This is a genomic window from Pseudomonas umsongensis, from assembly GCF_012647205.1.
In the GTDB taxonomy this organism is placed as follows: domain Bacteria; phylum Pseudomonadota; class Gammaproteobacteria; order Pseudomonadales; family Pseudomonadaceae; genus Aquipseudomonas; species Aquipseudomonas umsongensis.
On sequence record NZ_CP051487.1, the window covers coordinates 1,313,264 to 1,338,373 of the forward strand.

The 25,110-nt window shown below is 59.9% G+C and carries 22 protein-coding genes; 7 read left to right on the forward strand and 15 right to left on the reverse strand.

Going from position 1 to position 25,110, the window contains the following annotated elements; all coding sequences use genetic code 11:
- Positions 1–218: 218 nt before the first annotated feature.
- From HGP31_RS05840 to plsB, 3 genes are read right to left on the reverse strand one after another with little or no spacing between them, the layout of a single operon-like run.
- Positions 219–908, reverse strand: a complete 690-nt coding sequence (locus HGP31_RS05840) for a DUF4197 domain-containing protein (RefSeq protein ID WP_168757315.1) — start codon at positions 906–908, stop codon at positions 219–221.
- Positions 909–947: 39 nt separating this feature from the next.
- Complete coding sequence (locus HGP31_RS05845) at positions 948–1,346, reverse strand: YbaY family lipoprotein (RefSeq protein WP_008058778.1); 399 nt, start codon at positions 1,344–1,346, stop codon at positions 948–950.
- Positions 1,347–1,397: 51 nt separating this feature from the next.
- The gene (gene plsB / locus HGP31_RS05850) at positions 1,398–3,902 is read right to left on the reverse strand and encodes a glycerol-3-phosphate 1-O-acyltransferase PlsB (protein WP_168757316.1); all 2,505 of its coding nucleotides are present in this window, start codon (positions 3,900–3,902) and stop codon (positions 1,398–1,400) included.
- Positions 3,903–4,066: 164 nt separating this feature from the next.
- On the opposite strand from plsB, the gene HGP31_RS05855 reads away from it, so the two are divergent.
- The gene (locus HGP31_RS05855) at positions 4,067–4,276 is read left to right on the forward strand and encodes a cold-shock protein (RefSeq protein WP_008035470.1); all 210 of its coding nucleotides are present in this window, start codon (positions 4,067–4,069) and stop codon (positions 4,274–4,276) included.
- Positions 4,277–4,366: 90 nt separating this feature from the next.
- Here HGP31_RS05855 and HGP31_RS05860 read toward each other — a convergent pair whose 3' ends face one another.
- The 4 genes from HGP31_RS05860 to HGP31_RS05875 all read right to left on the reverse strand — a co-directional run bounded on the left by HGP31_RS05860 (position 4,367) and on the right by HGP31_RS05875 (position 9,610).
- Positions 4,367–4,744: a hypothetical protein gene (locus HGP31_RS05860; RefSeq protein WP_020799880.1), complete on the reverse strand. Its 378-nt coding sequence runs from the start codon at positions 4,742–4,744 to the stop codon at positions 4,367–4,369.
- 84 nt (positions 4,745–4,828) lie between these two features.
- Complete coding sequence (locus tag HGP31_RS05865; protein WP_020799879.1) at positions 4,829–5,638, reverse strand: putative RNA methyltransferase; 810 nt, start codon at positions 5,636–5,638, stop codon at positions 4,829–4,831.
- Positions 5,638–6,789: a succinyl-diaminopimelate desuccinylase gene (dapE, locus tag HGP31_RS05870; RefSeq protein WP_020799878.1), complete on the reverse strand. Its 1,152-nt coding sequence runs from the start codon at positions 6,787–6,789 to the stop codon at positions 5,638–5,640. Before dapE ends, HGP31_RS05865 begins: the two co-directional genes overlap by 1 nt.
- A gap of 229 nt (positions 6,790–7,018) precedes the next feature.
- On the reverse strand, positions 7,019–9,610 hold the full coding sequence (locus HGP31_RS05875; protein WP_083348322.1) for a glycosyltransferase: 2,592 nt from the start codon (positions 9,608–9,610) through the stop codon (positions 7,019–7,021).
- Between the two features lie 216 nt (positions 9,611–9,826).
- On the opposite strand from HGP31_RS05875, the gene tcdA reads away from it, so the two are divergent.
- A complete protein-coding gene (tcdA, locus tag HGP31_RS05880) occupies positions 9,827–10,636 on the forward strand; it encodes a tRNA cyclic N6-threonylcarbamoyladenosine(37) synthase TcdA (protein ID WP_020799876.1) in 810 nt (269 codons plus the stop codon).
- 37 nt (positions 10,637–10,673) lie between these two features.
- On the opposite strand, the gene HGP31_RS05885 is transcribed toward tcdA, so the two are convergent.
- From HGP31_RS05885 to HGP31_RS05900, 4 genes are all read right to left on the reverse strand, one after another.
- Positions 10,674–11,078 carry a SufE family protein gene (locus HGP31_RS05885; protein WP_020799875.1) on the reverse strand — a complete coding sequence of 135 codons (405 nt, stop codon included), beginning with the start codon at positions 11,076–11,078 and terminating at the stop codon, positions 10,674–10,676.
- Positions 11,075–12,280, reverse strand: coding sequence for an aminotransferase class V-fold PLP-dependent enzyme (locus HGP31_RS05890; RefSeq protein ID WP_168757317.1), 1,206 nt, complete (start codon positions 12,278–12,280; stop codon positions 11,075–11,077). The genes HGP31_RS05885 and HGP31_RS05890 overlap by 4 nt, the downstream gene beginning before the upstream one ends.
- Before the next feature lie 141 nt (positions 12,281–12,421).
- Positions 12,422–13,456, reverse strand: coding sequence for a 2,3,4,5-tetrahydropyridine-2,6-dicarboxylate N-succinyltransferase (gene dapD / locus HGP31_RS05895; protein ID WP_020799872.1), 1,035 nt, complete (start codon positions 13,454–13,456; stop codon positions 12,422–12,424).
- Positions 13,457–13,488: 32 nt separating this feature from the next.
- Positions 13,489–13,851, reverse strand: a complete 363-nt coding sequence (locus HGP31_RS05900) for an ArsC family reductase (RefSeq protein WP_008057297.1) — start codon at positions 13,849–13,851, stop codon at positions 13,489–13,491.
- Positions 13,852–14,048: 197 nt separating this feature from the next.
- Here HGP31_RS05900 and HGP31_RS05905 point away from each other — a divergent pair, with 197 nt between their 5' ends.
- A complete protein-coding gene (locus HGP31_RS05905; RefSeq protein WP_168757318.1) occupies positions 14,049–15,680 on the forward strand; it encodes a Na+/H+ antiporter in 1,632 nt (543 codons plus the stop codon).
- Positions 15,681–15,702: 22 nt separating this feature from the next.
- Here HGP31_RS05905 and HGP31_RS05910 read toward each other — a convergent pair whose 3' ends face one another.
- The 4 genes from HGP31_RS05910 to map form a co-directional block, all read right to left on the reverse strand.
- Complete coding sequence (locus tag HGP31_RS05910) at positions 15,703–16,452, reverse strand: M12 family metallopeptidase (protein WP_168757319.1); 750 nt, start codon at positions 16,450–16,452, stop codon at positions 15,703–15,705.
- 167 nt (positions 16,453–16,619) lie between these two features.
- On the reverse strand, positions 16,620–17,822 hold the full coding sequence (dapC, locus tag HGP31_RS05915) for a succinyldiaminopimelate transaminase (RefSeq protein ID WP_020799868.1): 1,203 nt from the start codon (positions 17,820–17,822) through the stop codon (positions 16,620–16,622).
- A 79-nt stretch (positions 17,823–17,901) separates the two neighbouring features.
- Entirely contained in the window at positions 17,902–20,604 is a 2,703-nt protein-coding gene (locus HGP31_RS05920) for a [protein-PII] uridylyltransferase (protein WP_110748691.1), read from the reverse strand.
- A 40-nt stretch (positions 20,605–20,644) separates the two neighbouring features.
- Positions 20,645–21,427 (reverse strand): type I methionyl aminopeptidase, encoded by a 783-nt coding sequence (map, locus tag HGP31_RS05925; protein WP_020799866.1) that lies wholly within the window; start codon positions 21,425–21,427, stop codon positions 20,645–20,647.
- A gap of 372 nt (positions 21,428–21,799) precedes the next feature.
- Here map and rpsB point away from each other — a divergent pair, with 372 nt between their 5' ends.
- The 4 genes from rpsB to frr all read left to right on the forward strand — a co-directional run bounded on the left by rpsB (position 21,800) and on the right by frr (position 25,100).
- Positions 21,800–22,537 (forward strand): 30S ribosomal protein S2, encoded by a 738-nt coding sequence (gene rpsB / locus HGP31_RS05930; protein ID WP_008057307.1) that lies wholly within the window; start codon positions 21,800–21,802, stop codon positions 22,535–22,537.
- Positions 22,538–22,727: 190 nt separating this feature from the next.
- Positions 22,728–23,591: a translation elongation factor Ts gene (gene tsf, locus HGP31_RS05935; RefSeq protein ID WP_008019553.1), complete on the forward strand. Its 864-nt coding sequence runs from the start codon at positions 22,728–22,730 to the stop codon at positions 23,589–23,591.
- A gap of 211 nt (positions 23,592–23,802) precedes the next feature.
- Complete coding sequence (gene pyrH, locus HGP31_RS05940) at positions 23,803–24,546, forward strand: UMP kinase (RefSeq protein ID WP_003222124.1); 744 nt, start codon at positions 23,803–23,805, stop codon at positions 24,544–24,546.
- Complete coding sequence (frr, locus tag HGP31_RS05945) at positions 24,543–25,100, forward strand: ribosome recycling factor (protein ID WP_008057309.1); 558 nt, start codon at positions 24,543–24,545, stop codon at positions 25,098–25,100. The genes pyrH and frr overlap by 4 nt, the downstream gene beginning before the upstream one ends.
- Positions 25,101–25,110: the final 10 nt, after the last annotated feature.

The window sequence follows — 25,110 nt, forward strand, 5'->3', positions numbered from 1 at the left end:
CATCTGGCGGATGTACCTGATCCCCTGTGGGAGCGGGCTTGCCCGCGAAGGCGGCCTGCCAGCCGACCTGCATCTTGATCGTTCCCACGCTCTGCGTGGGAATGCCGCCGGGGACGCTCCGCGTTCCGCTGTCGACGCAAGGCTTGAGTCCTGCGCTGTGACGCGGAGCGTCACGGGATGCATTCCCACGCGGGCGTGGGAACGATCAGGGTGGTGGCTTAGAGCGTACCAAACACCTTCTTCGCCAAACTGGTCGCCGCCGCCGTCGGGTTCTGGCGGATGGTTTCTTCCTGTTTGCCGATCATTTCGAACAAACCGTTCAACGCCTTCTCGGTCACGTAGTTTTCGACGTTGGCACTCTTCGCGTCGATCACGCCCATGGTCGCGGCCTGCCCGGCGAATGAGTTGTACTGCTGGGCCAGGCCAACCTGGTCGGTGGCTTGCTTGACGATGGGCAGGAATTTGGCGCGGATTTGTTCGCGGCTGGTCTTGTTCAGGTACTGGGTGGCCGAGTCATTGCCGCCGCTGAGAATGCCCTTGGCATCGTCGACCGTCATCTTCTTCACGGCGTCGACGAGGATCGGTTGGGCCTGGACCACGGCGGTTTCCGCCGCTTTGTTCATGCTGGCTTCCAGTTGATCGACCTGATCGCCCATGCCGAACTGTTTCATTTTGCTGGCAACTTTGCCCAGTTTGCCCGGCAGTTCGATCTTCACGTCCGGGTTGTTGCTGAAGCCGCCCGGGGTGCCGAGTTGTTTCACCGCCAGTTGCGCGCCTTGGGTCAGGGCGTCCTTGAGACCGCCGGTGGCGTCTTTTTGCGACAGGTCGCTCAGAGACAGTGCCAGGACGCTGGCAGAGATCATCAAGCCTGCGCACAGGCCGGCAAAACGGAGGGTAGGGCGGAGCATGGCAACTTCCTTTTTCAAAGACACTTATTTGAATAAGCTCTAGCGGGCCGCGTCAACGCGGACCTTCACGGGCTGCGGATCGGAGCCGTCCAGGCGCACGGCGTGATTTTCGGTGGTGATAAACAGCAGTTTGCCATCGACTTCGATGCGTGCGTTGATCGAGTAACGGTGGTTGGGCTCGATCTTCAGCGGGTCGTAGCTCAGGTGGAACGGTAGCGGCACCTGGCCTTTGACCGGGCCACGTTGTTCGTCGATGACCTTGGCCGGGGCGTCGGCGAGTGAGATGTCTTGCAGGCTGACACTCAGGATTGCCGTCGGTGGCAGTGCGATACGTTGCAGGTAGAAGACTTCGCCATCGAGGGATGCCTTGGGCGCGGGAGTCGGGTGCTGGCAGGCTGTCAGCAGCACTGCGGCTGCGATCAGGGAAAGTTTTTTCATTGGCAGATCTCCGTATCGACGGCACCAGGACCGACTGGCGCCTTGATCAATCTAGACGGTTTGTTCGGGCGTAGCGGGTTGGTCGGCGGCATCTTCACTGCGATGCAGCGCCACCTGACGGATCGACAAGCGAATCTCCGCCGACAGCACCCGCTTCGCCGCACCTTCGGCCAACTCCCCCAGCAGCTCGTGATAGCTCAGCTTGCCGGCTTCATCGCGCTTGAGCACGTCCAGGTCCAGCAAAGTCTGGATGAAATGGCGGAACAGGCTCTTGTCGAAGAACTCCGGGGCGTTCAGGCCATGCAGGATCGACAGGCGCTGGGCCATGACCGTGCACAGGTCTTCCAGTTCTTCGGCGCTGATGCTGTTCTGGCCGCTGTTGAGCAGCAGGGACACCGTCATGTAGAAGCGCTGCAAGGTCTGGGCAATGCTTTTCGATAGCAGCGTCAACAGCACGAAATGCCGTGAACTTGGGGCCGGACGCAGGTAGACGTCATTCTCGAAACGCAGCAGGCCTTGTTCGACGAACGCTTGCAGCCATTGGTCGATCACCCCGTCCAACTCGTCCAGCGGCCAGCGAATGAACAGTTCCGCTTGCAGGTAGGGGTACAGCGCACGGGTGTAGCGCAGGATCTGTTCGCGGCTCATGCGCGAGGCGCTCTGGAAGAAGCTCGCCAGCAGCGCCGGCAGCGCGAAGATGTGCAGTACGTTGTTGCGGTAGTAGGTCATCAGGACGGCGTTTTGCTCGTCCAGATAGAGAATCTTGCCCAACGCATCGCTTTGTTCCGAGAGCAGGTCCATGTCCTTTACATGCTCGATCAACGCTCGGCCATCACCTTCGGGCAGGGTGGTGTGCGGCGAGTACGGGACTTTGCGCAACAGCGCCAGGTACAGGTCGAGAACCCGCGCCATGGCGCGATCATCCAGGGCCAGGCGGCTTGTGGACAGCAGCGCCAGCGCGACCAGGTTGACCGGATTGATCGCCGCCGCTTCGTTCAGGTGCTGCGCGACTTTTTGACCAAGGCGGTTGGTGGTTTCGTTGAGCCAGGCGGGTTTGAACTGGGGACCCAGTTCCTGCTCGCGCCAGTCCGGCTGCTCGCTGTCGAGAAATTGCGCCAGTTTGATCGGCTCACCAAAGTTCACCGCGACTTGACCGAAGCGCTGCTTGAGCGCGCCGATGACCTTGAAGATGTCGAAGATCGATTCTTTCTTCTTGCTCGCGCCACGCAACTCGCCCAGGTAGGTCCGGCCTTCCAGCACGCGCTCGTAGCCGATGTAAACCGGCACGAAGACAATGGGCATGCGTGACGAACGCAGGAAGCTGCGCAGGGTGATTGCCAGCATCCCGGTTTTCGGTTGCAGCATGCGCCCGGTGCGCGAACGGCCGCCCTCGACGAAGTACTCCACCGGGAAGCCCTTGGTGAACAGGGTGTGCAGGTATTCGTTGAACACCGAGGTGTACAGCGGATTGCCCTTGAAGGTGCGGCGCATGAAGAAGGCGCCGCCACGGCGCAGCAGGCCGCCAATCCCGGGCATGTTGAGGTTGATCCCGGCGGCGATGTGCGGCGGGGTCAAGCCATTGCGAAACAGCAGGTAGGACAGCAGCAGGTAGTCGATGTGGCTGCGATGGCAGGGTACATAGATCACTTCGTAACCCGGGGCAACCTTTTGTACGCCTTCGATGTTGTTGACCTTGATGCCATCGTAGATTTTGTTCCAGAACCAGCTCAGCACCACTTCCATGAAGCGGATGGCGGTGTAGGTGTAGTCCGAGGCGATCTCGTTGCCGTACCGCAGGGCCTGGGCCTTGGCTTTCTCCGGCGAGATGTTCTCGCGCTCGGCTTCGCCGAGGATCGCCTGCTTTACCAGCGGCTGGTTGACCAGACCCTTGACCAGGTTGCGACGGTGGGAAATATCCGGACCGATGACCGCGGCTTTCAGGTTGCGAAAGTGCACCCGCAGAATTCGTTGGGCCATGCGCACGGTGCGCTCGTGACCTTTGTCGTGCTCGATCAGTTCACGCAGGTGGATCGGCGCGGAGAACTGCACGCGGGTCTTGCGCCCCAGCACGATGATGCTCAGCAGGCGGCGCAAGCGCCCGGTGACCGCCCAACTGTCGGCGAACAACAGTTTCCACGGGCTGTTTTCGCTGTCCGGCGACTGCCCCCAGAACACGCTGACCGGAATGATCTGCGCATCTTCGGCGGCGTTTTGGCTCAAGGCACTGACCAGGCGGGTCAAGGTGGGCGGTGCGCCGCGCTTGTCCTGGCGCCCGAGCCAGTCCGGGTCCGGTGTCAGGTAGAAGAACGCGGCCGGTTCCAACAGGTTGCCCACCGATACCGGCAGCACCGGACGCGGCAGGCCGGCCTTGGTGCATTCGGTGTCGACCACGGCCAGGTCGGTCAACGAAGGATTTTGCAGGACGTAGAACACCGGGCGACTGCGGTCGAGGTTGAGGGTGAACGACGACTGGTTGATCGTCTCCGAGCGAACCCAGAGGTACAACAGTCGGCGCAGGGTGCCAAACACAAGACGGCGGAACGGGGAGCGGGTCATACGGCTTCTGCGTGAGTGAATAAAACCGAGCGTTTGCTCGGGCGGGAGACAGTGTGCCGGATTCGTCGAAAATCGGCAAAAAAGCGCTCAACCAATCTGTAGTTGAGAGTTTCTGCGCCTGTCATATACTCGGGCGCTCAAAATAAAAACAAGGGGGTACTGACATGGCAACGCGCGAAACCGGCAATGTGAAGTGGTTCAACGACGCCAAGGGCTACGGTTTTATTCAACGCGAGGACGGGGTGGACGTGTTCGTGCATTACCGCGCGATTCGCGGCGAGGGACACCGTTCGCTGACTGAAGGCCAGCAGGTCGAGTACGGGGTGGTGACCGGCGAGAAGGGTTTGCAGGCTGAGGATGTGGTGGGGCTGTAATCCTGAGATCAAAAGATCGCAGCCTGCGGTAGCTCCTACAGGTGTACACATAACCCTGTAGGAGCTGCCGCAGGCTGCGATCTTTGGCGGTTAAGCAGTTTTCCAGGTGATCTCTTCTTCACCGTCGGCGCTGATGCGAATCCAGCGATCCGCCGTCTCTTCACCTTCTTCCTCGACCCAGCTACCCGGTGCGCAGCGCACTTCGACGTTCAACGCTGCAAAGGCGGCGCGGGCGCAGGCGATGTCGTCTTCCCACGGCGTCTGATCGCTTTCCAGATACAGGCTGTTCCACTTTCCTACGGCCTTGGGCAACCAGGTCACCGGCACGTTGCCGGCCTTGCACTTGTAGGTCTGGCCTTTCTGGACCCAGTCGGTGCACGGGCCCAATGCCGCGCCGAGCCAGGCCGAGATGGCCTTGTGGTCGACGTCGGCGTCTTTCAGGTAAATCTCGATATCGGGTTGGCGCATGGATGTCCTCACTGCGTGTCTGAAAAATCCATTCGCGGATTTAGCCGGTCTTGAGCCGTTGCCCAAGACCAAAAATGGTTGAAGTTATTGAAGTACGAAGTAATCGTAGCGCATCGATACGGTGACTTCGAAAGGCTCGACCTGCTCAATGACTGCTGCCCGGCGCTCGGCACTGGCGCGCCAGCCGTGGGGGGTCATGGCCAACAGGTTCGCCCGGTCCTGACCACTGGCAAGCGTCAGTTTGAACGTCAGGGTCTCGCTGTGAGCCAGCGCCATGCCTTCAGGCACCAGGTCCAGGTGCTTGTCGTCGATGTACTCGCGGACTTCGTCGTACAGCCGCTCACGCAGCTCCATCAGGTGGCCGCTGGTCGGACCGACTTTCATCAGGCCGCCGCCGGGGCTGAGCAGGCGCTTGGCTTCGTCCCAATCCAGCGGGCTGAAGACGCTGGCCAGGAACTGACAGCTGCCCGATGCCAGCGGCACGCGGGCCATGCTGGCGATCAACCAGGTGAGCTTGGGGTTGCGTTTACAGGCGCGCTTGACCGCTTCCCGGGAAATGTCCAGGGCGTAGCCGTCGGCGTCCGGCAAGGCGTCGGCGATTTGCGCGGTGTAATAGCCCTCGCCACAACCGATATCGATCCAGCGCTGTGGCGCGTAACTTGCCGCCAGTTCCGCCAGGCGCTTGGCCACCGGCGCGTAATGGCCGGCGTTGAGGAAGTCGCGGCGGGCTTCGACCATCGCCTGGTTATCCCCAGGATCGCGGCTGTTCTTGTGCTGCACCGGCAACAGGTTCAGGTAACCCTGGCGCGCACGGTCGAAACGATGCCCGGCGGGGCAGGCCACGCCGTTGTCCACCGCGCTCAGCGGTTCACTGCAGATCGGGCAAGCGAGCATCAGGCGAGCAACTTGATCAGGGTCTGGTAGTAGATTTCGGTCAACACATCGAGGTCGGCCGCCAGCACGCGCTCGTTGACCTGGTGGATGGTCGCGTTGACCGGCCCCAACTCGACCACTTGCGTGCCCATGGTCGCAATGAAACGGCCGTCGGAAGTGCCACCGCTGGTGGAAGCCTGGGTTTCACGACCGGTGATGTCCTTGATGCTCGAGGACACGGCGTCGAGCAGCGCGCCCGGTTCGGTGAGGAACGGCAGGCCGGACAGTGCCCAGTCGATGTGCCAGTCCAGGGCATGCTTGTCGAGAATGTCGGCGACACGCTTTTGCAGGCCTTCGACGGTCGACTCGGTGGAGAAGCGGAAGTTGAATACGGCGACCAGGTCACCCGGGATGACGTTGGTCGCGCCGGTGCCGGAGTTGACGTTGGAAATCTGGAAACTGGTCGGCGGGAAGAAATCGTTGCCGTGGTCCCAATGCTCGGCGGCAAGTTCCGCCAGCGCTGGAGCGGCCAAGTGGATCGGGTTCTTGGCCAGGTGCGGGTAGGCCACGTGGCCCTGTACACCACGCACGGTCAGCTTGGCGCCGAGGGAACCGCGACGGCCGTTCTTGACCACGTCACCGACCAGGGTGGTGCTCGACGGTTCGCCGACGATGCACCAGTCCAGGCGCTCCTTGCGTGCGACCAGGCGTTCAATCACGGCCTTGGTGCCATGGTGCGCCGGGCCTTCTTCGTCGCTGGTGATCAGGAAGGCGACCTTGCCCTTGTGATCCGGGTAATCGGCGACGAAACGCTCGGCGGCCACGGTCATGGATGCCAGGCTGCCTTTCATGTCTGCCGCGCCACGGCCGCAGAGCATGCCGTGTTCGTCGATGACTGCGTTGAACGGATCGATTTGCCAGGCGGTCACGGGACCTGTCGGCACCACGTCGGTGTGACCGGCGAAGCAGAGTACCGGGCCGTCGTGTTTGCCGTGGGTGGCCCAGAAGTTATCCACATCTTCGATGCGCATCGGTTCCAGCATGAAACCGGCATCGCCCAGGCGCTGCATCATCTGCTTCTGGCAATCGGCGTCGACCGGCGTCACGGACGGACGGCGGATCAGGTCGATGGCGAGTTGAAGGGTCGGCGAAAGGTCGGCGTGGGCCGTCATGGGAAACTCCGGAAATCATGAATGTGGGCGCGGACCCACTGTGGGAGCGAGCCTGCTCGCGAAGGCGGCGTGTCAGTCAACATAAACGTTGATTGTTACAACGCCTTCGCGAGCAGGCTCGCTCCCACAGGGATCAGGTCCGGCCATTGGGCCGTAGCCCCTGCAAAATGGCGGTTATCTTAAAGCAAAACGGCGACCATTGGCCGCCGTTTAGTGCATCGGTGAAGAATTAGACCGCTGGCGCCGTTTCGGTTTCGGCGGTCGGCTTCGGCAGGGAGGAGAGGAACGCCATGATCAGCGCCGCCAGGTACGGCAGCGACTGTACCAGCAGCATGGTTACCCAGAAACGCATGTCGTTGCTCGGCATGCCGTTCACCAGGTAGATCCCCAGGGCCGCGCCCCACAACAGCAGCATGATGAACACCTCTTCGCGGGCCTCGGAAATCGCCACCCAGAAGCCGTGGTTATCGGCATTCTTAGGCGTGCGGAAGAACGGAATGCTGCTGGTGAAGAAACCGTACAACACCGCCTTGGCGATGGTGTGCGACAACGCAAGTCCCGCCAGTGCCGCGCAGAACGCATCCTTGAGGTTCACCCCCACCGCCCGTCGGTAGAGGAAGATGATCTTGCCGACCTTGAACACGAACAGCGCCAGGGGCGGGATCGCGAAAATCAGCAACGGCGGATCGACCCGCTGCGGCACGATGATCATCGCCGCCGACCACAACAGCGCGCCGACAGTGAAGAAGATGTTCATGCCATCGGCGACCCAGGGCAACCAGCCCGCAAGGAAGTGGTAGCGCTGGCCGCGGGTCAGCTCGGTGTCCTTGCCGCGCAGCAGGCTGCGGGTGTGACGCTTGATGATCTGGATCGCGCCATAGGCCCAGCGGAATCGCTGTTTCTTGAAGTCGATGAAGGTGTCGGGCATCAGGCCCTTGCCGTAGCTGTCGTGGTAATACGCCGCCGACAGGCCTTTTTCAAACACTCGCAGGCCAAGCTCGGCGTCTTCGCAGATGCACCAGTCGGCCCAGCCCAGTTCCTCGAGCACCGAGCGCCGGGTCATGGTCATGGTCCCGTGCTGGATGATCGCGTCACGGTCGTTACGGGTAACCATGCCGATGTGGAAGAAGCCTTTGTATTCCGCGTAGCAGAGCTTCTTGAAGGTGCTTTCGTTCTGGTCGCGGTAATCCTGCGGCGACTGCACCACGGCGATTTTCGGGTCGGCGAAGTGCGGCACCATGTGCTTGAGCCAGTTGGGGTGCACGCAGTAATCGGAGTCGATCACCGCGATCACTTCGGCATCCTTGGCGGTGTGGGGGATCAGGTAGTTCAGCGCACCGCCCTTGAAACCGGCCAAGGGTGCGACGTGGAAGAACTTGAAGCGTGGGCCGAGGGTTTCACAGTAGTCGCGCACGGGTTCCCAGACCGCCGGGTCCTTGGTGTTGTTGTCGATGATCAGGACTTCGAAGTCCGGATAGTCGAGATTGGCCAAGGCGTTGAGGGTCTCCTTGACCATCTCCGGAGGCTCGTTGTAGCACGGCACATGGATCGAGACTTTCGGTCGATAGTTTGAATCACCGACCACCGGCAGGAATTCCCGGCGCCGTTTGTGGATCCACACGGCTTCGGCCAGTTCGTGGGCCTCGGTCAGCAACACGATGAACACCCCGAGTGCACCAAGGGCGAGTAGGAAGCCCACCGTCAGGCTGAACCAGGTGCTGTATTGCTGGCTGTAGTCATAACCGATCCACACCAGCACCGAACCGCAAAGGAACGCGATAAAAGTCAGGAAGGTGCGACCACGTTGGCGCAGGGCCGAGCCGTCGATCATCAGCAGGGTCAGCGACAGCAGCGCCAATACCACCGAGCCAATGGCCAGCACGCGCCATTGCGGGATCGCGACCACCGGGCCTTCGAAGTTGAATTTCTGTTGGCGTGCGGCGTTGAACACACCCCAGTAGGCGCCTACCGAACCTTCGTCACTGGCCTTCCACGGCTGGTCGAACGCTTCGATCACGAAGTAGTTGAAGCCCTGGCGGTTGAGCTTGTTGACCAGGGTTCGCAGATAGATCGCCTGGTCTGCCGGCGACGCATCGGCGCCTCCGCGCATGCGGCCGTTGCTTGGCCAGCCCACTTCGGAAAGTAGCAGCGGTTTTTTCGGGAACATCTTTTTCAGGTCGCGGGCCCGGTCGAGGACGAACTGTCCCGCCTTGTCCATCGGGATGAACTCCCAGTAAGGCAGCACGTGCGCGGCAATCAGGTCGACGTGCTTGGCCAGTTCGGGGTGTTCTTCCCAGACGTGCCACTGTTCGGACGTAGTCACCGGCACCTTCACAGCGGCGCGGACGCGATCAAGGATCACACTCAGTTCGGCAGCGGTGATTTCCTTACGGAAAATGGCTTCGTTACCTACAACGACGCGCACGACGCTGCGCGAAGAATTGGCGATTTCGATGGCACGGGTGATTTCCCGCTCGTTGCGTTCCTGGTCCGGGCTGATCCAGATCCCCAGTGTCACCCGCAGGCCAAACTCTTCCGCCAGCTTGGGAATGTTTTCCAGCGTACCGTCGACCGAGTAAGTACGGATGTTGTCCGTCAGCTTGCTCATTATCTCCAGGTCACGACGCATTTGATCGTCGGTTGGATACTGCTCCTTCTGTGGGAATTGACCCTGCTGGAAAGGTGAGTACGAGAAGCCGGAGATCTGTTCGGGCCAGTTGGGAGCGGTTACCGGGCGATTGATCAGCGCCCAGAAACCGGTAAACAAGGCAGCGATGGCGAGCACCACCACCAGGTTGAGTCCAAATTTACGCGATGACATAGTTATTTCGGGTTCCAAAGACTGTGGAACGAAGGAACGGTCGGACCGCCAAGGGGGGCGAATCCTACACTAGGCATTCTCTGAACCTATAGCGGACAGGGAATTACCCGACATTGGGCAATTCACTTTCACATAAGTTCTTACACTAACCGCTCGAACCCTAAAATTTCGTGCGACGAAGCCCTATACTGCGCGCCGGTTTTTGAGGTGATGGTCATGAGTACAGAAGATCCGCGGTTTGCAGGCATCGCCCGTTTGTATGGCATCGAGGGCCTTGAGCGCCTGCGCGCGGCGCATGTGGCGATTGTTGGCGTCGGTGGCGTCGGCTCCTGGGCGGCGGAAGCCATGGCCCGTTGCGGTGTCGGCGAGATCTCGTTGTTCGACTTGGACGATGTCTGTGTCAGCAACGCCAACCGCCAGTTACACGCATTGGACAGCACCGTCGGCAAACCCAAGGTCGAAGTGATGGCCGAGCGCTTGCGCGGGATCAACCCGGATTGCACGGTGCACGCGGTGCCGGATTTCGTCACCCGCGAGACCATGGCCGAGTACATCACGCCGAACATCGACTGCGTGATCGACTGCATCGACAGCGTCAACGCCAAGGCGGCGCTGATTGCCTGGTGTAAGCGGCGCAAGATCCAGATCATCACCACCGGCGGCGCGGGCGGGCAGATCGATCCGACGCTGATCCAGGTCTGCGACCTCAACCGTACGTTCAATGATCCGCTGGCGTCGAAAGTGCGCTCCACCTTGCGCCGCGACTATGGCTTTTCGCGCACCGTGACCCGTCATTACAGCGTGCCGTGTGTGTTCTCCACCGAGCAACTTCGCTACCCGAAACCCGATGGCAGCATTTGCCTGCAGAAGAGTTTCGTCGGTGATGGTGTGAAGCTTGACTGCGCCGGTGGTTTTGGCGCGGTGATGATGGTGACGGCGACCTTCGGCATGGTCGCGGCGACCAAGGCGGTGGACAAGATCGTGGCGGGTGTGCGGCGGCCGGCGGAGCGCGTCAAACCTTCCTGACTCCGATCGTTCCCACGCAGAGCGTGGGAATGATCAGTCAGGCGGCGAGTTCACGCATCCGTTGTAAAACCGCATTCAAGCCATTGCTGCGCGACTGGGACAACTGGCGACCCAACCCCAGCTGATTGAACCAGTCCGCCAAGTCCACCTGCTGAAGCTCATTCGCCGACAACCCGTTGACCCGCGCCAGCAGCAACGCCACCAATCCGCGAATCAACCGTGCATCACTGTTGGCCCTGAACTGCCAGTGGCCATCCTTCAGTTCGCCCACCAGCCACACCTGGCTTTCGCAGCCGTGCACCCGGTTGGTGTCACACATTTCTACTTCGTTCAGTACGGGCAGGCGCTCGCCCCACTGCATCAGCAGGCGCGCCCGTTGTTCCCAGCCCGGCAGATCTTGAAAGGCTTGCAGCGCGTCCACGGCTTCAGCGGGAAGGCTCATCGCAATAACTCCAGTGCTTGATCCAGCGCTTCAAAGAACCGTTCCAGGTCTTCGGAGTCGTTGTACAGCGCCAACGACACCCGAATCGCTCCGGCCAGGTGCAGGCTTTTGAGCAGCGGCATGGCGCAGTGATGACCGGCGCGGACCGCAATGCCCTGTTCGGTCAGAAGGTGCGCCAGATCCGAGTTATGTACACCTTCGATGGTGAAGCTCGCCAGTGCCACTTGCGGCTTGCCCAACAGGCGGATGCCATTACGTGCAGCGAGCCCCTTGAGTAGATAGTCATGCAGGGCCGATTCATGGGCGCAAACAGCGTGCTGATCGAGCCCGGCAAGGTAATCCAGGCTTGCCCCCAGTCCAATAACGCTGGAAATCGGCGGCGTGCCGGCTTCGAATCCCAGCGGTGCAGGGCGGAAGCGGGCGTCGTGATAGTTGGCGTCCAGCACCATTTCGCCGCCAAACTGCCAGGGGCGTAGCTGTTGCAGCGCTTCATGGCGCCCAAACAGTACGCCCAGGCCATCAGGGCCATAGAGCTTGTGGCTGGAAAATGCATAGAAGTCGCACCCCAGCGCTTGCACGTCATGCCGACCATGGACCACGCCCTGGGCGCCGTCGATCACGGTCAAGGCGTTATGCGCCTTGGCCAGCGCCAGCAGCGGGGGCAGGGGTTGCCAGGCGCCGATGACGTTGGACAGCTGGCTGACCGCTAGCAGCCGCGTGCGTGGGCCGATCAACCGTCCGGCAGCGTCAAGGTCGATCACACCGTCGGCATCCAGTGGCAGGATCACCAGTTTCAGCTCGCGGCGCTGCGCCAGTTGCTGCCACGGCAGCAGGTTGGCGTGATGTTCCAGGGCGCTGATGACAATCTCATCGCCTGGATTGAAAAGATGCTCCAAGCCATAGGCCAGGAGGTTCAGCGCGGACGTCGCACCGTGCGTGAAGATGATTTGCCCGCGGTCGCCGGCATTGAGCCATTGCGCGGCTTTGCGCCGACTGTCCTCGAATGCTTGGGTCGCATGGGCGCCGGGCAGGTGTTGTGCCCGATGCACGTTGGCCGCGCCGTTGGCGTAGTAATGCGCCAGGGCATCGAGCAGGGCTTGCGGTTTTTGCGTGGTGGCGGCGTTGTCCAGATAGGTCTGACCTTGCCGTTGCAGGGCGGCGATGGCCGGAAAGTCGGCGCGCCAGGGGGAGAGAATCGTCATGTTGTTCGGCCTTTACGCCTGACCCTTGTAGGAGCGAGCATGCTCGCGATGGACGCCTGGACGACACGGGGTGTCTGGTGCCCCGCGTTATCGTTGACGTTCATCGCGAGCATGCTCGCTCCTACAGGAATCGACTGACGCTTAGTTGTGAGCGTGCAGCGCTTCGTTCAATTCGATCGCCGATTTGTGGGTCTTGCACTCCACGGCACCGGTTTGCGAATTGCGACGGAACAGCAGGTCGGCCTGGCCGGCCAGCTCACGGGCCTTCACAACTTTCACCAGCTCGTTGTTCTCGTCCAGCAGCGCCACCTTGGTACCGGCAGTCACATACAGGCCCGACTCAACGGTGTTGCGGTCGCCCAACGGGATACCGATACCGGCGTTGGCGCCGATCAGGCAGCCTTCGCCAACCTTGATCACGATGTTGCCGCCACCCGAGAGAGTGCCCATGGTCGAACAGCCGCCGCCCAGGTCCGAACCCTTGCCGACGAATACGCCAGCGGAGACGCGGCCTTCGATCATGCCCGGGCCTTCGGTGCCGGCGTTGAAGTTGATGAAGCCTTCGTGCATTACGGTGGTGCCTTCGCCCACGTAGGCGCCCAGGCGCAGGCGCGCGGCGTCAGCGATACGGACGCCGGCCGGTACGACGTAGTCGGTCATTTTCGGGAACTTGTCCACCGAGAACACTTCCAGCAGCTCGCCGCGCAGGCGGGCTTCGAGTTGATGCTCGGCCAGTTCGGACAGGTCGATGGCGCCCTGGCTGGTCCAGGCTACGTTTGGCAGCAGCGGGAACACGCCAGCCAGGTTCAGGCCGTGTGGCTTGACCAGGCGATGGGACAGCAGGTGCAGCTTGAGGTAGGCCTCAGGCGTGGAGGTCAGTTGTGCGTCTTCGGCCAGGACAGTGGCGACCAGCGGCTTGTGGCTCTCGGCCAGGCGGGTCAGCAGGGCGGCCTGGGCAGCGTCGACACCTTTCACGGCTTCAGCCAGTTGCGAAGCTTGCGCGGTGGTGAAGGTGATGGCCTGGTTGCCTTCGGTGTAGCCCAGGATCGGCGCAATGGCAGCGACCAGTTCGGCAGACGGGTTGAGCAATGGCTGTGCGTAGAACACTTCCAGCCAGGCGCCTTGACGGTTTTGGGTGCCGACACCAAAGGCCAGGCTGAACAGGGTAGTGGACATGTTGATACCTCTAGCAAATTGAAACGGGCTGCTTATTTGAGCGCGGCCGCGTAGATATCTGGCTTGAAGCCAATCAGGGTTCGGTCACCGAGATCGAGCACCGGGCGCTTGATCATCGAAGGTTGTGCGAGCATCAGTTCGATGGCTTTCGACTGGTCGAGATCGGCTTTGCGTTCGTCGTCGAGCTTGCGAAAGGTCGTGCCTGCACGGTTTAACACCACTTCCCAGCCGTGCTCGTTGCACCATTGGGTCAGGTGTTCACGATCGATACCGACCGCTTTGTAATCATGGAAGTCATAGCTGACAGCGTGTTCATCAAGCCAGGTGCGCGCCTTTTTCATGGTGTCACACGCCTTGATGCCGAAAAGGTGCAACGTTTTACTTGAAACGGTCAAGGAATCGCCCCCTTTACAGGTGTTGGAAATAAAAGGTGCCGGATTATGCCATGGCCGGATGGTTTCGCGGCGGCTGAAGGACAAAACCCCTGGGAATACAGTTGTGACAGGGTGCGACATAGGTGTAAGGGCAAGCGCACAGTCTAAGCGGCTAATATGGCACTTCAATGCTGTCGATTGTCCGGGAACCACGCTTTATGCAAACCGCCTACACCGTTCTGATTCTGTTGATGCTGGTAGGTGTTTCGCGCCTGCTCGGACGGGTGATCCCGCTGCCGTTGCCGTTGGTGCAAATTGCCGCGGGTGCCTTGCTTGCCTGGCCGACCCTCGGCCTGCATGTGGCGCTGGATCCTGAATTGTTTCTGTTTCTGTTCCTGCCACCGTTGTTGTTTTCCGATGGCTGGCGCATGCCCAAACGTGAATTCTGGCGTTTGCGTGGACCGATCCTCACCCTGGCCGTGGGGTTGGTGCTGTTTACCGTGGTCGGTGCCGGGTATTTCATCCACTGGTTGCTGCCGACTATCCCGTTGCCGGTGGCGTTTGCATTGGCGGCGGTGCTGTCGCCCACGGACGCCGTGGCGGTGTCGGCGATCTCTCAGAATCGCTTGCCGACGCCCTTGATGCACATGCTGCAGGGCGAGGCGTTAATGAACGATGCCTCGGGTCTGGTGACGTTCAAGTTCGCCCTGGTGGCGGCAGTGACCGGGGCATTTTCGCTGGCCAACGCCAGTGTCACCTTTGTATTGGTGGCGGTCGGCGGTCTGGCCATTGGCGTGGCGTTGAGCTGGCTGGTAGGGCGCCTGCGCTCGTGGATGATCGCCCGTGGCTGGGATGACCCGGCCACCCACGTCGTCTTCATGTTGTTGCTGCCATTTGCCGCCTACGTGCTCGCCGAACGCGTGGGAGCGTCGGGCATTCTGTCGGCGGTAGCGGCGGGGATGATGCAAAGCTGGCTCGATCTGCTGCCGCGCCAGACCAACACGCGGTTGCTCAATCGCAGCGTCTGGTCACTGCTGGAGTTCGCCTTCAATGGCTTGATTTTCCTGCTGCTGGGCTTGCAGTTGCCGGACATCATCAAAGCCGTGGCCAGCCATGAAGCTTCGCTGTGGCCGACGCTGTTTTATCGCTGTGTCGATGTGCTGGCGATTTTCCTGGTGCTGCTGGTGTTGCGGTTCGTCTGGGTGCAGAGCATCTGGCGCCTGTCCATTGTGCTGCGGCGCTGGCGCGGCAAGGATGAGATCACCCGGGTGCCGAGCGCGCGCTCCTGCTGGTTACTGACCGTTGGTGGCGTGCGCGGGGCGGTAACATTGGCGGGTGTGATGTCGGTGCCAATGTTCATGGGGGCAGAGGCATTTCCCGAGCGTGACCTGCTGATCTTCATCGCTGCCGGGGTGATTTTGCTGTCGTTGATCGCCGCGTGCGTGGCGTTGCCGTTGCTGCTGCGAGGCATCGAAAAAAGCCCGGACGACAAGCGCCGCAATGAAGTGCGCGACGCCTGGCGCAAAACCGCCGAAGCGGCCATTCATGCCCTCGAAACCGAAGAGGTCAACCCACAGGACGCCGCTCAAGCGGCGCTGGCGGTAGAACTCAAGGCGCGGATCATGTCCGAGTATCGGCATCAGCTTGAAGTATTCAATGACTCGGCCGAAGCCCAGGCACTGGCCTTTCAAATGGACTTGCTGGAACGGCGCCTGCGTTTGAAGGCCCTGCGAGCGCAGCGCCTGGAGTTGTATAGCCTTAGTCGTCATCACCAGATTGGGGATGACGTGTTGCGCGAGGTATTGGGTGAGCTGGACTTGAGTGAGGCTAAACTGGGGGCGGTAAAGTAAGCGGATTGTCGAGCTGGCGCGGTTATGGGTAAATCATGCGCACGGCCGCAATGTCGCCTTGGCTGATATGCAAGTTTAGAGGTTGATGCCAGTCACCCACGGTAAGTTCGTTGAGGACTTCATAGTGCATTACGGAATGCCGGTCATAGGGGGTGAAAGCCTGAAAGGCACTGCGCTCCAAGGGAAAGACATTGGCATCAACTTCAGCTCTGGTAAACGTACTGCTGATCATGTGGGCGTATGTTTTTTCTCGGTCCCAAGGTATCCCTGCATCTGGATGTTGATGCTCATGACCCAATCCGAGTGCATGCCCAAATTCATGAATAACCGTATATTCGAAATAGGGAGAGGAAAATTTGGTTCCCAGGGTCATGGACGGCGCTTGGGGGTCGCCGGTAATCGCGTCGGTACCGATTCTTGAACCGCCGCTATTATCGAACGAGGGTTGAAAGTCGATGCGAATGTCACCCAGGAATTCTTCCGAAGAAAAAATGTCTTGTTCATCCATTTCAATGAATTCGAAATTGAGATTGATGTACGGCAGCCATTTGCTTGCAGCGTTTTTTACCGCGGCAAAAGAGAGTTCATTGTATTCGAAGATCAGGATTCTCAGGGTTTTCCCTGGCTTCCAATATTTGGTGTGGTCGCTGATACTGCGCTTTTTACGATTGCCGTGAGTGACTCCGTTAGAGGGGTGCTCATTGATGGCGGCTTGATAAGAGGCAGCCGGGTTGGAAGTTGCAATGGTTTTGCAGCATTTAAGTTGATTCATTTGGTTGTGCTTAGTGGTCTGTGAGTGAGGCCTCAAATTAAAGGGTGGGTAGGGGGTTGTCTAGATTGTTAATTGTTCAGTTTGTTGCGCGTATAAGTTTAGTTTGTTGGGTGTGAAGTTGTTTAAGTTGGCCTGCACCGCGTTGCACGGTGCAGGGGAACTCATTGTTATTTACTGCGTGCATCAATGAAGTTGCGAATTCGCTCTGCGGCCTCTACACACTCCGCCAGCGGCGCAACCAATGCCATGCGCACGCGCCCGGCACCCGGATTGACGCCATCAACATCCCGCGACAGGTAGGAACCCGGCACGACGGTCACATGCTCCTGCTCGAACAGGTCGCGGCAGAAGGCTGCGTCGTCACCGGCCACATTCGGCCACAGGTAAAAACCGCCGTCCGGGCGTTGCACGTCCATCACCGGGCTGAGGATTTTCAGCACCGCGTCGTACTTCTCGCGATACAGCGCACGGTTGGCGCGCACATGCACTTCGTCGTTCCACGCGGCAACGCTGGCCAGTTGGGTTTGAACCGGCATCGCGCAGCCGTGATAAGTGCGGTAGAGCAGGAAGCCCTTGAGGACGTCAGCGTCACCGGCCACGAAGCCCGAACGCAGGCCTGGCAGGTTGGAGCGCTTGGACAGGCTGTGGAATACCACGCAGCGCTTGAAATCCTTGCGGCCCAGTTCCACGCAAGCGCTGAGTAGGCCTGGTGGCGGCGTCTGTTCGTCGAAATACAGCTCGCTGTAGCACTCGTCCGCGGCGATCACGAAGTCGTATTCGTCAGCCAGGGCGATCAGCTTTTTCAAGGTCTCGACCGGGATCAGCGCGCCGGTTGGGTTGCCCGGCGAGCACAGGAACAGGATCTGGCAGCGTTGCCAGATGTCCGGCGAAACGGCATCGAAATCCGGATTGAAGCCATTTTCGTCCAGGCACGGCAGGTAGTGCGGCTTGGCCCCGGCGAGGAACGCGGCGCCTTCATAGATCTGATAAAAGGGGTTCGGACTGACCACCAGCGCGTCGTCACTACGGTTGACCACGGTCTGGGTGAACGCGAACAGCGCTTCACGGGTGCCGTTGACTGGCAGCACGTTGCGCGCCGGGTCGATCCAGCCGCTCGGAACGCCGAAGCGGCGCTCGCACCAGGCGGCGATGGCTTCACGCAGGGCCGGGATGCCGAGGGTGGTCGGGTACACGGCCATCTGATCCAGGTTGCTGGCCAGGGCTTCGGCGACGAAGCTTGGCGAGCGGTGTTTCGGTTCGCCGATCGACAACGCGATAGGGCGTTTGTCCGGGTTTGGCGTGACGCTGCCGAGCAGGGCGCGGAGCTTCTCGAACGGGTAGGGCTGGAGCTGGGTCAGAGCGTTGTTCATCGATGGATCTCGTTCAATGTGAAGACCTGCACTCTGTAGGAGCCAGCAAGCCGGCTCCTACAGAGGGGAGATACTTAATTCAAATGCTGATGCGCGACAGTTTGATATCGGGTTCCTGGTTGACGCTCAACTGTTCGACGATTGCATCCTGCAAGCGACTGCACAACAACGGGTCGGACAACGGTTGGTTGTTCGCGTCGGTGATGAAGAACACGTCTTCCACGCGCTCCCCGAGGGTGGCGATCTTGGCGTTCTGCAGCGACAGGTCGAACTCCAGGAAGATCGTGCCGACCCGTGCCAGCAGGCCAGGGCGATCAGGGGCAGTCAGTTCCAGGACGGTCACCGGGCGCTGGGCGTCGTTGTGGATCGTCACCTGTGGTGCGAAGGCGAAATGCTTGAGCTGGCGCGGCACTCGGCGCTGGATGATGGTCGGGTAATTGTCCGGATTGCGCAGGGCTTCGGTCAGGCCGTCACGGATCTGCTTGACCCGTGCCGGATTATCACCGATCGAGTCGCCATCGGTATCGAGCACAATATAGGTGTCGAGGGTGAACTGGCTGCTGGAGGTGATGACCCGGGCGTCATGGATGTTCAGGTTGAGCTGGTCCATCGCGGCCACGGTTACGGCGAAGAAATCGTGCTGGTCCGGCGCGTAGATGAAGATTTGCGTGCCGCCCTCGAACTCGCGTTGAGTGGTTTCCTTGATCAGTACCAGCGGCCCGCCGTCGGCCGGCTGCTGGAGGATCGCATCGCTGTGCCAGGCGACATCGCCGGCGGTGTGGCGCAGGAAATAGTCGTCCCCCAGTTGCGCCCACAACTGCTCGACATCGTCCGGGTCGGTGCCGCCGCGCACCAGGATGTCCAGTGCGGCGCTCTGGGTCTGGCGGATCTGTTCTTCGCGGTCCACCGGGTTTTCCAGGCCGCGACGCAGGGCGCGCTTGGTTTCGGTGTAGAGCTGGCGCAGCAGGCTGGCCCGCCAGGAGTTCCACAGGGTCGGGTTGGTGGCGTTGATGTCGGCGACCGTCAGCACATACAGGTAATCGAGGCGTGTTTCATCGCCCACTGTCTGGGCGAAATCATGGATCACCTGGGGATCGGACAAATCCTTGCGCTGGGCCGTGGTCGACATCATCAGATGGTTTTGCACCAGCCAGACGATCAGGCGGCTGTCCCATACCGGCAGCTGATGGCGCTGGCAGAAGGCCTCGGCGTCCACCGCGCCGATGTCCGAGTGATCGCCATGCCGGCCCTTGCCGATGTCGTGGTACAGGCCGGCGAGATAGATCAGTTCAGGCTTGGGCAACTTGGCCATGAGCTTGCTGGCCAACGGGAATTTTTCCGAAACCTGGGTGTACTGCAACTTACGCAGGTGCTTGATCAGGTTCAGGGTGTGGGCGTCAACCGTATAGATGTGGAAAAGGTCGTGCTGCATCTGGCCGACGATGAAACCGAATTCCGGCAGATAACGCCCGAGAATGCCGTAGCGGTTCATCCGGCGCAGGTTGCGGTGGATGCCGATCTTGCATTTGAACAGCTCGATGAACAGGCTGGTGTTGCGTATGTCGTTGCGGAAATCGTCGTTGATCAGGTGCCGGTTTTCGCGCAGCAGGCGAATGGTATCGGCGCGCACACCCTTGATTTCCGGTTGCTGGGCCATCAGCACGAAGATTTCGAGCATGGCGAACGGCGTGCGGCGGAACACATTGTCGTTACGCGCCTCGATGTAGCCGTCGTGCAACTGGAATCGTGAGTTGACCGGTTGTGGCGGTGCCGCATCCTCAGGCGCGAGGATGACTTCCTCGAAGTGCTGGATGATCAGGTCGCTGAGCTGGGCAATGCTCATGACCACGCGGAAATACTGTTGCATGAAGTTCTCGACGGCTTGCTTGGCGTCGTCCCCTTCAAATCCCAGCAGCCCGGCAATGGTGCGTTGGTGATCGAACAGCAGGCGGTCTTCGGAGCGTCCGGCGAGCATGTGCAGCGCATAACGCACCTTCCACAGGAACTCCTGGGAGGAGGCCAGCAAGGCGTTTTCGCTTTCGACCAGGAAACCTTCGCCGGCCAGTGCCCGCAGGTTCAGGGTGCCGTACTCGCGACGGGCCACCCAGAGAATCGTCTGGATATCCCGCAGGCCGCCGGGCGAGCCCTTGACGTTGGGTTCCAGGTTGTACTCGGTGTCGTTGTACTTGTGGTGACGGGCTTTCTGCTCGGCGCGCTTGGCCAGGAAAAACTCCTTGCTCGGCCACATGTGTGCGGTGCTGGTGACGTCCAGCATGCGCTGGCGCAGGTGTTCGGGACCGCAGATGGTGCGGCTTTCCATCAGGTTGGTGACAACCGTGAGGTCAGCGCGGGCCTCGACGGCGCACTCGTCAACCGAGCGAACGCTCTGGCCGACTTCCAGGCCAATGTCCCACAGCAGGGTCAGGAAGCGCTCGATGGGCTCGCGGAAAACTTCGTGGTCCGCACTGTCCAGCAGGATCAGCAGGTCGATATCGGAATAAGGATGCAATTCGCCACGACCGTAGCCGCCGACCGCGACCAGCGCGATGTCGGCGTCTTCGCTCCAGCTGAATTGCTCCCAGGCCTTTTGCAGGATGTTATCGACGAACCAGGCACGGTCCTCGATCAAGCGGCGAATCTCCCGGCCACTGCGAAAGCGCCCGTCGAGCACTTCGCGAGCCTGGCGGATCGCCTTCTTGAAGGCCGGGATCGGGCTGGCCTTCAGGGCCAGTTCAGCCTGGAACTGGCCGCGATCGAAGAGTTCTGGATCCACCTGCGGCATCGATTGCTTTCCTTTCTATAGGCTGGATACGGTGACGGGATCAGGCCGAAACGCGAGGGATGGTGTCATCGCTGCGCAGGGTGAAGATCTCGTAGCCGGTTTCGGTTACCAGCAAGGTGTGTTCCCACTGTGCCGACAGCTTGCGGTCCTTGGTGATCGCGGTCCAGCCATCGCCCAGTACCTTGGTGTCGGCGCGGCCCTGGTTGATCATTGGCTCGATGGTGAAGGTCATGCCAGCCTTCAGTTCCATGCCGGTACCGGCACGGCCGTAGTGCAGGATCTGCGGCTCTTCATGGAACACCTTGCCGATGCCGTGGCCGCAGAACTCGCGAACCACCGAAAAGCCGTTCTTCTCGGCGTGCTTCTGGATGATTTCACCGATGTCGCCCAGGCGGCACCCCGGCTTGACGATTTCAATCGCCTTGTACATGCATTCCTGGGTCACTTGCGACAGGCGCTCAGCCCAGACCGGCACGTTGCCGACGTGGAACATGCGGCTGGTGTCGCCGTGGTAGCCGTCCTTGATGACCGTGACGTCGATGTTCAGGGTGTCGCCATCCTTGAGCGGCTTGTCGTTCGGGATGCCGTGGCAGACCACATGGTTGATCGAGGTGCAGATCGACTTCGGATAGCCCTTGTAGTTCAGCGGGGCAGGGATGGCCTTCTGCTCGTTGACGATATAGTCGTGACAGATCTGGTTCAGTTGATCGGTGGTGACGCCCGGTTTGACATATTCGGCAATCATTTCCAGCACGTCGGCGGCCAGTTTGCCGGCGACACGCATGCCAGCGATGTCCTCTGGGGTTTTGAGGGTGACGGTCATACAGGCTCTCTCTACGCTCGATGGCGCTTTCCAGACGAAAAGGGCGTTGCGCGATCGATCTTCGCAGCCCTGAAAAACGCGATTCTAACAGACGATCAACGCGAATCCGCGGCTCTGTAGATCGCTTCTCTCTATAGAATGGTGCATTCTGGGCCGATTCCAAGGGATGGTGTTGTGCATTCGCCTCGATTTCAGAATCCGGGTTCCGTTTTTTCCTGCCTTGTGGTATAAAATGCGCCGCTTTCCGGGGATGCCCCGAAAAGCCTAAATCCACACACGTGTCGACACGATGACCTGGGTGCCGCAAGCGAAATGCTGGTGGTTGGTCATTGGGATACGTGGAGGCCAAACCCGACTTATTAAGGAACTATCATGTCCCAAGTCAACATGCGCGATATGCTGAAGGCCGGTGTGCACTTCGGTCACCAGACCCGTTACTGGAACCCGAAAATGGGTAAATACATTTTCGGCGCGCGTAACAAGATTCACATTATCAACCTTGAAAAAACCCTGCCAATGTTCAACGAAGCTCTGACTTTCGTAGAGCGCCTGGCCCAGGGCAAAAACAAGATTCTGTTCGTCGGCACCAAGCGTTCCGCTGGCAAGATCGTTGCTGAAGAAGCAGCACGTTGCGGCTCGCCGTACGTCGATCACCGCTGGTTGGGCGGCATGCTGACCAACTTCAAAACCATCCGTGCTTCCATCAAGCGTCTGCGTGACCTTGAAGTACAAGCCGAAGACGGTACTTTCGCCAAGCTGACCAAGAAAGAAGCGCTGATGCGCTCCCGTGACCTGGAAAAGCTGGATCGTTCCCTGGGTGGTATCAAGGACATGGGCGGTCTGCCAGACGCTCTGTTCGTTATCGACGTTGATCACGAGCGCATCGCGATCACCGAAGCCAACAAGCTGGGCATCCCGGTTATCGGCGTAGTCGATACCAACAGCAGCCCGGAAGGCGTTGACTACATCATCCCAGGCAACGATGACGCAATCCGCGCTATCCAGCTGTACATGGGTTCGATGGCTGACGCTGTTATCCGTGGTCGCAACAACGTTGCTGGCGGCACCGAAGTTTTCGTTGAAGAAGCTCCGGCAGCTGCAGCTGAGTAATTGACGCCCTGGCGTTGACTCAGTAAGCAAAAAGGGGGCTTGGCCCCCTTTTTGCCACCTCGAAAACCGTTTGTCGGCGCCCACTGCTCTATCTGTAACGTGCGGCAGCTAACAAGGGTGGTTCGGGAAGAATTGAACGCCCGTTCGATCGGGTGGAATGGTTGATAACCTATCCAAGAGGAATTTTGAAATGGCAGAGATTACTGCAGCGTTGGTCAAAGAACTGCGCGAGCGTACCGGCGAAGGCATGATGGATTGCAAAAAGGCCTTGACCAAGGCCGGCGGCGACATCGAGAAAGCCATTGATGACATGCGTGCTTCGGGCGCCATCAAGGCTGCCAAGAAAGCGGGCAACGTTGCCGCTGAAGGCGCAATCGCCATCAAGGCCGACGACAAGTCCGCCGTACTGCTGGAAGTGAACTCGCAGACCGACTTCCTGGCCCTGCAAGACGACTTCAAGAACTTCGTAGCTGCCAGCGTAGAAAAAGCCTTCGCTGAAAAACTGACCGACGCAGCTCCGCTGATCGCCGCTCAGGAATCGGCTCGTGAAGCCCTGGTGGCCAAAGTTGGCGAAAACGTCAACATCCGTCGCCTGGTTCGCGTTGAAGGTGACGTGGTGGGTACTTACCTGCACGGTAACAAGATCGGTGTTGCTGTTGTTCTCAAGGGCGGCGATGTTCAGCTGGCCAAAGAGATCGCCATGCACGTGGCGGCAAGCAACCCTGAATTCCTGCTGCCATCGCAGGTTTCTGCCGAAGCCATCGAGCGCGAGAAAGCTGTATTCCTGCAGCTGAACGAAGACAAGATGAAAGGCAAGCCTGCTGAAATCGTCGAGAAGATGATTGCTGGTCGTATCACCAAGTTCCTGGCTGAAGCCAGCCTGGTTGAGCAGGCTTTCGTAATGAACCCAGAGCTCACCGTGGGTGCCCTGGCCAAGAAAGCTGGCGCTGAAATCGTTTCCTTCACCTACTTCAAAGTCGGCGAAGGCATCGAGAAGCCAGTGGACAACTTCGCTGAAGAAGTTGCCGCACAGCTGGCTGCCGCCAAGCAATAAGACAGTTTTTTTAACTGTCGCCCTGAAGAGGCTGCCCGCTCACGCGCGCAGCCTCTTTTCAGATGGGTAACCAATTTTTATTGGTTTCCGTTTGGAACTGGCTTACAAAGCCATGTTCCGATGGCGCTGAAGCAGCGCCACGCTAGAGTGAACGCCAGCTGAAAACAGCTCGCAAAGAATTTTTTAAAATACGCCGCAGGAGAGATTCGCAATGGCTCAGCAGGGCAGTGGTTATCAGGCTCGCTATAAACGCATTCTACTCAAGCTTAGCGGCGAGGCCCTGATGGGCTCGGAAGAGTTCGGGATCGATCCGAAAGTTCTGGATCGCATGGCGCTGGAAGTCGGCCAGTTGGTTGGCATCGGTGTCCAGGTCGGCCTGGTGATCGGCGGCGGTAACCTGTTCCGCGGCGAAGCGTTGAGCAAGGCGGGCATGGACCGGGTCACGGGCGACCACATGGGCATGCTGGCCACTGTGATGAACGCCTTGGCCATGCGCGATGCGCTGGAACGTGCCAATATCTCGGCCATCGTGATGTCGGCCATCTCCATGGTTGGCGTGACCGATCACTACGATCGCCGCAAGGCCATGCGCCACTTGAATTCCAAGGATGTGGTGATTTTCGCGGCCGGCACCGGCAACCCGTTCTTCACCACGGATTCGGCTGCCTGCCTGCGTGCAATTGAAATCGACGCCGATGTCGTGCTCAAGGCAACCAAGGTCGATGGCGTCTACACCGCTGACCCATTCAAAGACCCGCATGCCGAGAAGTTCGATCATCTGACCTACGATGAAGTACTGGATCGCAAGCTGGGCGTGATGGATCTGACGGCCATTTGCCTGTGCCGCGACCACAAGATGCCGTTGCGCGTATTTAACATGAACAAGCCCGGCGCCCTGCTGAATATCGTGCATGGTGGCGCTGAAGGGACCCTGATCGAGGAAGGCCAACAATGATCAACGAAATCAAGAAAGACGCTCAAGAGCGCATGCAGAAGTCCGTGGAGTCGCTGGCGCACAACTTTGGTCGTATTCGTACCGGCCAGGCGCACCCAAGCATCCTGGAAGGTGTGATGGTTCCGTATTACGGTGCCGATACCCCGATCAAGCAAGTGGCGAACATCACCGTCAAGGATGCGCGTACCCTGCAAGTGGTTGCCTTTGAGCGCAACATGCTGGGCGCCGTCGACAAGGCCATCGGCAGTGCCGGCCTGAACCTCAACCCGACCAACCTGGGTGAGTTGCTGCTGATCTCCATGCCGGCCCTGACCGAGGAAACCCGCAAGGGCTTCACCAAGCAGGCGCGTGACGTGGCTGAGGATGCCCGGGTTGCCGTGCGCAACATCCGTCGCGATGCCAACAGCCAGCTCAAGGATCTGGTCAAGGAAAAGGAAATCAGCGAAGACGAAGAGCGTCGCGCAACCGGCGAAATCGATGATCTGACCAAGAAGTACGTGGCTCAAATCGACGCGAACCTGGCGCAGAAAGAAAAAGACCTGATGGCCGTATAAGGGTCGCGTT

Bases quoted from the DNA above. Each gene is read 5' to 3' on its own strand.
- HGP31_RS05840 (WP_168757315.1), bottom strand. From the start codon at position 908: ATGCTCCGCCCTACCCTCCGTTTTGCCGGCCTGTGCGCAGGCTTGATG.
- HGP31_RS05845 (WP_008058778.1), bottom strand. From the start codon at position 1,346: ATGAAAAAACTTTCCCTGATCGCAGCCGCAGTGCTGCTGACAGCCTGC.
- plsB (WP_168757316.1), bottom strand. From the start codon at position 3,902: ATGACCCGCTCCCCGTTCCGCCGTCTTGTGTTTGGCACCCTGCGCCGA.
- HGP31_RS05855 (WP_008035470.1), top strand. From the start codon at position 4,067: ATGGCAACGCGCGAAACCGGCAATGTGAAGTGGTTCAACGACGCCAAG.
- HGP31_RS05860 (WP_020799880.1), bottom strand. From the start codon at position 4,744: ATGCGCCAACCCGATATCGAGATTTACCTGAAAGACGCCGACGTCGAC.
- HGP31_RS05865 (WP_020799879.1), bottom strand. From the start codon at position 5,638: ATGCTCGCTTGCCCGATCTGCAGTGAACCGCTGAGCGCGGTGGACAAC.
- dapE (WP_020799878.1), bottom strand. From the start codon at position 6,789: ATGACGGCCCACGCCGACCTTTCGCCGACCCTTCAACTCGCCATCGAC.
- HGP31_RS05875 (WP_083348322.1), bottom strand. From the start codon at position 9,610: ATGTCATCGCGTAAATTTGGACTCAACCTGGTGGTGGTGCTCGCCATC.
- tcdA (WP_020799876.1), top strand. From the start codon at position 9,827: ATGAGTACAGAAGATCCGCGGTTTGCAGGCATCGCCCGTTTGTATGGC.
- HGP31_RS05885 (WP_020799875.1), bottom strand. From the start codon at position 11,078: ATGAGCCTTCCCGCTGAAGCCGTGGACGCGCTGCAAGCCTTTCAAGAT.
- HGP31_RS05890 (WP_168757317.1), bottom strand. From the start codon at position 12,280: ATGACGATTCTCTCCCCCTGGCGCGCCGACTTTCCGGCCATCGCCGCC.
- dapD (WP_020799872.1), bottom strand. From the start codon at position 13,456: ATGTCCACTACCCTGTTCAGCCTGGCCTTTGGTGTCGGCACCCAAAAC.
- HGP31_RS05905 (WP_168757318.1), top strand. From the start codon at position 14,049: ATGCAAACCGCCTACACCGTTCTGATTCTGTTGATGCTGGTAGGTGTT.
- HGP31_RS05910 (WP_168757319.1), bottom strand. From the start codon at position 16,452: ATGAATCAACTTAAATGCTGCAAAACCATTGCAACTTCCAACCCGGCT.
- dapC (WP_020799868.1), bottom strand. From the start codon at position 17,822: ATGAACAACGCTCTGACCCAGCTCCAGCCCTACCCGTTCGAGAAGCTC.
- HGP31_RS05920 (WP_110748691.1), bottom strand. From the start codon at position 20,604: ATGCCGCAGGTGGATCCAGAACTCTTCGATCGCGGCCAGTTCCAGGCT.
- map (WP_020799866.1), bottom strand. From the start codon at position 21,427: ATGACCGTCACCCTCAAAACCCCAGAGGACATCGCTGGCATGCGTGTC.
- rpsB (WP_008057307.1), top strand. From the start codon at position 21,800: ATGTCCCAAGTCAACATGCGCGATATGCTGAAGGCCGGTGTGCACTTC.
- tsf (WP_008019553.1), top strand. From the start codon at position 22,728: ATGGCAGAGATTACTGCAGCGTTGGTCAAAGAACTGCGCGAGCGTACC.
- pyrH (WP_003222124.1), top strand. From the start codon at position 23,803: ATGGCTCAGCAGGGCAGTGGTTATCAGGCTCGCTATAAACGCATTCTA.
- frr (WP_008057309.1), top strand. From the start codon at position 24,543: ATGATCAACGAAATCAAGAAAGACGCTCAAGAGCGCATGCAGAAGTCC.